This is a genomic window from Wolbachia endosymbiont of Drosophila barbarae (genome assembly GCF_044752445.1).
Classification (GTDB): Bacteria; Pseudomonadota; Alphaproteobacteria; order Rickettsiales; family Anaplasmataceae; genus Wolbachia; species Wolbachia pipientis.
Map to the genome: position 1 here is coordinate 1 of NZ_JBIXJM010000245.1, position 5,524 is coordinate 5,524.

6 protein-coding genes are annotated in these 5,524 nt (G+C 36.7%); 1 reads left to right on the forward strand and 5 read right to left on the reverse strand.

The genetic code is table 11. From position 1 onward, the window contains the following. The first annotated feature begins 267 nt into the window (after window positions 1-267). Window positions 268-411: a hypothetical protein gene (locus ACIPNH_RS06130; protein ID WP_400772252.1), complete on the forward strand. Its 144-nt coding sequence runs from the start codon at window positions 268-270 to the stop codon at window positions 409-411. Between the two features lie 215 nt (window positions 412-626). Here ACIPNH_RS06130 and recJ read toward each other — a convergent pair whose 3' ends face one another. The 5 genes from recJ to ACIPNH_RS06155 all read right to left on the reverse strand — a co-directional run bounded on the left by recJ (window position 627) and on the right by ACIPNH_RS06155 (window position 5,433). Beyond that, window positions 627-2,366 carry a single-stranded-DNA-specific exonuclease RecJ gene (recJ, locus tag ACIPNH_RS06135; RefSeq protein ID WP_265041206.1) on the reverse strand — a complete coding sequence of 580 codons (1,740 nt, stop codon included), beginning with the start codon at window positions 2,364-2,366 and terminating at the stop codon, window positions 627-629. 60 nt (window positions 2,367-2,426) lie between these two features. Next, entirely contained in the window at window positions 2,427-2,615 is a 189-nt protein-coding gene (locus tag ACIPNH_RS06140) for a hypothetical protein (RefSeq protein WP_264954149.1), read from the reverse strand. After that, a complete protein-coding gene (locus ACIPNH_RS06145; RefSeq protein WP_265024640.1) occupies window positions 2,612-2,794 on the reverse strand; it encodes a hypothetical protein in 183 nt (60 codons plus the stop codon). The genes ACIPNH_RS06140 and ACIPNH_RS06145 overlap by 4 nt, the downstream gene beginning before the upstream one ends. Window positions 2,795-3,329: 535 nt before the next feature. Beyond that, window positions 3,330-4,631 (reverse strand): cbb3-type cytochrome c oxidase subunit I, encoded by a 1,302-nt coding sequence (locus tag ACIPNH_RS06150; RefSeq protein WP_400772254.1) that lies wholly within the window; start codon window positions 4,629-4,631, stop codon window positions 3,330-3,332. After that, window positions 4,624-5,433, reverse strand: a complete 810-nt coding sequence (locus ACIPNH_RS06155) for a hypothetical protein (protein ID WP_285534911.1) — start codon at window positions 5,431-5,433, stop codon at window positions 4,624-4,626. The genes ACIPNH_RS06150 and ACIPNH_RS06155 overlap by 8 nt, the downstream gene beginning before the upstream one ends. Window positions 5,434-5,524 lie beyond the last annotated feature (91 nt).

The following is a 5,524-nucleotide window of genomic DNA, read 5'->3' on the forward strand; positions in this document are numbered from 1 at the left end:
GAGAGTGACAACTAGCTAACACGGGGTTTCTTTTGCCTTTTTTTCTGCTTAGTAAATTTCTTAAACATTTGCAGCGTAGGTTAGTTGCATTCAAAAGCAGCTAAATTGCAGTGTTTAAGACTTAAAAACGCCAATACTGAAAATAGACAATGACTAGGGTTTCTTTTGCCTTTTTTTTCATTTGGTAAATTTTTTAATGTTTATGGCTAAACGACAACCGTCATCCCGCTGCTTGTTAGCGGGATCTCTTGTTAGCGCCGCGGAGGTATGACGGTTCGTGGCGGCGTGACGATAAGCTCGTCATCCCGCTGCTTGTTAGCGGGATCTAGAGATACCGCGAATGAATCGCGGTATGACGGTTCGCAGTGGCATGACGATAAGCTCGTCATCCCGCTACTTGTTAGCGGCTAAGAGATACCGCGAATGAATCGCGGTATGACGGTTAAGTAGGGTGTCATCCCAGTGTCACGCACTGGGATGACATTATAGGAGCACTGGGATGACACCCTCTTGGATGGAAATCAGTGTCAGATAATTTCATGACACCAGTTGTTGTAAACTCACTTTTTCTCGATTTTTTGGTTTATCTTGTCTACCTATTTTGCCACTCTGCTGAACAGATACACTCAACTAATGGTCAATACATCTTCTATTAAAAATTGTACAAATTCATTGCCATTCCAGTAATTCATAGAGATTTTACCCAAAATAGCTTTAACATTACCCTGCATGATAGCAGAGCCAAGATGAGTATTTGCAGAACGAAATGCAATAGCTTTTACCATAACATTATCATCAGCAATAAAACATTTTATATGGTCAACTCCTATAACTTCAGGCTTTCTTATCTTTGCTCCTTGGATAATAAACCTTGGTTCAGGATTTCCAACTCCAAATGGTCCCAAGCGTTGCAATTGATTCCATAAAGACAAATTTATTGCTTTAGCAGTTACTATACTATCAGCTTTTAAAGTTTTCTCATTTATAGAGTTTGAAAATCTTTCAGTAAAAAAATCATGCAAATCATTTATTTTGTCTTCTTTAATTGAAAATCCTGCCGCCATACTATGGCCACCACCTTCAATAATCAAATTTATAAACTTTGCGGAAAGGACTGCAGCACCGATATCAACTCCCAAAATTGATCTACAGCTTGCTTTTCCTATTCCATTATTTAAAGATATCACTACTGTTGGCAAGTGAAACTGCTCCTTTAGCCTTGATGCAATTATACCAATTATTCCCTGGTGCCAATTGCCACTTATCATTATAAAATTCGCACCTGATTGGGTAGACTCTTCCGCTTGTGCTGTAGCTTCCAAGAGAGCCTCATTTTCTAACACTTTTCTTGCATTATTCAAATCTATTAATTTTAGCGCGATTGAATGTGCCTCTTCTTCATCATCGGTGGAAAGCAACCTTGCACCGAGCGATGCTTCTCCAATTCTTCCTCCAGCATTTATGCACGGTCCAATGCTAAACCCCAACCGCGAAACACTTGGTTTTTCAAGGATTCCCAAAGCATCAAATAAAACACGCAAGCCAACGTTTTTTCTTGTTGACATAACTTTTAATCCTTGTGAGACAAGTGCTCTATTGAGGCCTGTGATCTGCATAACATCACAGACAGTTCCCAGAGCAACCAAATCCAATAGATCAAATAAATCTGGTTCTTTTTTATTGGTAAAAAATCCTTGCTCACGTAGGCTTTTATTAAGAGCAACAATTAGCAGAAATGACACTCCAACTGCTGCTAGGTTATTATAAGGAGAGCTTTCATCAAGGCGGTTTGGATTCACAACTGCTACGGCGCTTGGTAATTTTTCCGTACCAAGGTGATGGTCAACAACTATAATATCAAGACCAAAAGCCTTTGCATCTTCTATTGGTTGATATGCAAGCGTACCACAATCAACGGAAATACATAAATCAATTCCATTCTTTTTAAGTTGTAATAAAGCATCTGTGTTTAATCCATAACCCTCATCAACACGATCTGGAATGTAGATTATAGAGTGTATACCGATTGCTCTTAGGTACCTGTTAATCAATGCTGACGATGTTGCACCATCAACATCATAGTCACCAAATATTGCAAGGTTTTCATCATTTTTTATTGCCCGTATTATACGAGAAACAGCTTTATCCATATCAAGAAGGTGAAAGGGATCTGGTAATAGCGATCTGATTAGTGGATATAAGAAGTCGCTTGCATTTTCTATGTTAACACCACGAGTAACCAATATTCTTGCTAATATTTCTGGTAACTCAAATCTCTGTGTAAGAGTTAAGATTTGCCTTTGATCTGCTTCTTGCAACTTCCACAATGCATTTGTTATGCTGCGCTTTTCAATTTCAAGTAGCATATTCTTTCTTTGTAAATAAAACTACTTTACCAGAATTTTTAAGCTTGTTCTATAATTGTATTAGACTTCTGCATAACCTAAACTAAGTAGAAAAAAGGTATCATCTAAGTAGCTGACACTGGTCTCCATCCAAGAGGGCAGTAGCCCCTTTGGTGTCATTCCAGCGCGTGACCAGGTCTTTTTAGCTATCATAGGATGACAGAAGCAGACACTCCACTTTGTCGTTCCAGTGCCTCCTTTTTTTGTCATTCCAGTGCCCCTATGATGTCATCCAAGTAGCCTCCCTCTCCTGTCATCCCAGTGCTCCTTTTTTTGTCATCCGAGTAGCTGACACTAGGATCCAGGTTGCTCACAAGCAAACTAGTATAGAAAGTGGTTACAACGTTTCCGATGAGATTGCAGAAAGGCTGGATCCCAGTGTCAAGCACTGGGATGACACCCTCCTAGTAGAAACGCTTTTGTAATTGCAACATTCGTGCAATCTTTAGCCATAAACATTAAGAAATTTACCAAACGAAAAAAAAGGCAAAAGAAGCCCCATGGTTGGCTAATTACTTACATTATACTTTCAAGTATGGCGTTTTTTTATTCTAAACGTTTAATAACCACGACTCAGCTGCTTTTAAATCGCAACTAATCTAAATTATAAACGTTAAGAAATTTACTAAACAGAAAAAAAGGCAAAAGAAACCCTAAGGCAGCTAATTATTCACTATCCATTTTTTAAGTTGGAGTTTTTTAATGTTTTAAATGCTTTATAAGCGTATTTCAGCTTGTGTAGGTAAAAACCCAGAAATTTGATAAAGACATAGAGTGCACATAGTGCAAAAAATTAAACATGAGACGCCAGATACGTGAGTTTTTTTGTCATTTAATCTGTACAGAGAAGATAAATAAATAGCTTCAGTACCATGATAAGGGGGCTGGCGGAGTTTGTCAAGGAAGTTTTTTCGTTTCTATGGGTCAGTTGGTACGCGCTTTGCCTTTTAACAGATGTAAAAGCACAATTATTACGAACAACATTCCACCAACAACTGATATAGCGCCACCTATAATGAAGCACGTGCGTGCTAACATTGACGAAATACTTGGCAGATCTGCAACCTTCCTTAAAGCACCATATCCACCAAGCCACACAAGGCCAGTGATATGGAGAAAATGCCCTATACTGTAGGCATAAATCTGTAATCTTACCATGGAACTTTTTATCTCTTTAAAGTTTAATTTAGGTAACATCCAGTAGACAAAATTCATAAAAGCTATAGTGATACCAACTACAGAACCATGGTAATGAGCGGGAATGGTGACATTTCCTTCAATAGCCAGCACTCCAAGCACATCTCCATAAATGAACAACAAGAATGAATGTAATAAATAGTTGCTTTTATTATTAATAAAAGTTCTGATGTTGCAGCACACTAATATTATCAAAAAGCACGGCAAAACTGCTCCAGCAATCCTCATATGCCAAGTAAAAAACTGTATTAACTTGGCACTATCAACTGGATAAACAAAATATACAAACGGTGCGCCTACAGCTAAAATCGTGTTTATAAGTAGTGGTAAAATAGTAATTTTATTGCTTGAAGCTAAACTAATATCATTGGAACTTAGCATTATTAAATAGACTAAAAACATTCCTTGAGTAAAAGCAAACTGCAATAAATGTCCGCCTCCCCAAAAGAGATATTCGTAAAACAAATTCTTATCTGAGTGATATAGACCTGGAGGCATATTATTATATGCTAAAACAAAGCAAAGAAATGACGATACAAGTATAATAACTAGCCCAATTTGCCCAACAGAGAGAAATGAAACCTCTTTTTTTGATGTGTATGCTAGCATTGTATTTACTAATATACTGGCAATAAATAAACTGAGTCCAAGTAAAAATAATTTATTTTGTAATACGGGAATATAGTTACTTTTGATAACTTCAGTGTTTGGAACGAATGCGGATATAAACATGAGCAGCATCGAAAGGGTTGATAGAACCCATGAAAAGTTAAACCAACTATTGGTATTTTGTAGGTTTATGATAAAGAGCAGAGATATTATAGAGCACATCCACACTAAAATTGACAAGTTCACGTGTATCACCAGCGCATTATCAAAAATATATTGTGCAGAAGGAACAAGAGAGGAGATAAAAGGCAATCGTAGAAAAATAACAATTATTGACAGTAACCCAGAGCAAGCAAGGGCACATACTGCTAGGAATATCCATCTTTTACAAAGTGAAGCATTGTCTTGTATGTTAAGCACAATCTTTTTTCTCAATTTTGTTCAATACAATATATAACACTGCAATAATACCTAAAACATAGCAATAGTATACGTGTGGCACGACTGCCAAAGGTGAAACTCCAGCAATAGTGCTAGCCAAAAGCAATTGAGCGCCATATGGTATTAATCCTTGAAATACACAAGAAAATATGCCTAGCCATGCTGCACTATAGTGAGGCGGTATTTCATATTTCTTAGCAATATCTCTAGCAATTTCACCACTAAAAATTATAGCGATGGTGTTATTTGCAAGTAAAATATCAAATATACTGACTATTTTTGCAATAAATAACTGCGCAGTTTTTTGTCCACCACGTTGTATCATAACCCAAGATGAAAGTTTATCTGCAAACTCCTTAGAATTTTTACCTACCAGTCCTGAAAGTCCGCCAACCATCAATGACAGTAGCATAATTTCATGCATACTCATAAACCCCTTAGTGATGTTTTGGCTTAAAAACAATAAACCATAATTGTTGTTATTTATAAATCCAATGATTCCAGCAAAAGTTATGCTTAAAACCAATGCCGTAAATACATTTATTCCAAAGTTTGCAAGCAATATAAGTATGATGTAAGGAGCCACAAGCAATAAAGAATACTCCTTAACTGAAATAGCAGCACTATTGCTTGAGCTATAAAATAATATAATTATTGTGAATATAGAAGCAATTAGTGCCACTTTTGCATTCAGTTTTAATTTTTTCTTTATATCAGCCTTTTGAGACATCACAGATGCAATTGTAGTATCAGAGATAATAGATAAATTGTCGCCAAACATTGCTCCTCCTACAACAGTTGCAACTTCTAAGAAACTCTTTCTGCTAGTAGCTCTTTTTTAATCAAGACATAACCAAATTCACTAGCTTTCT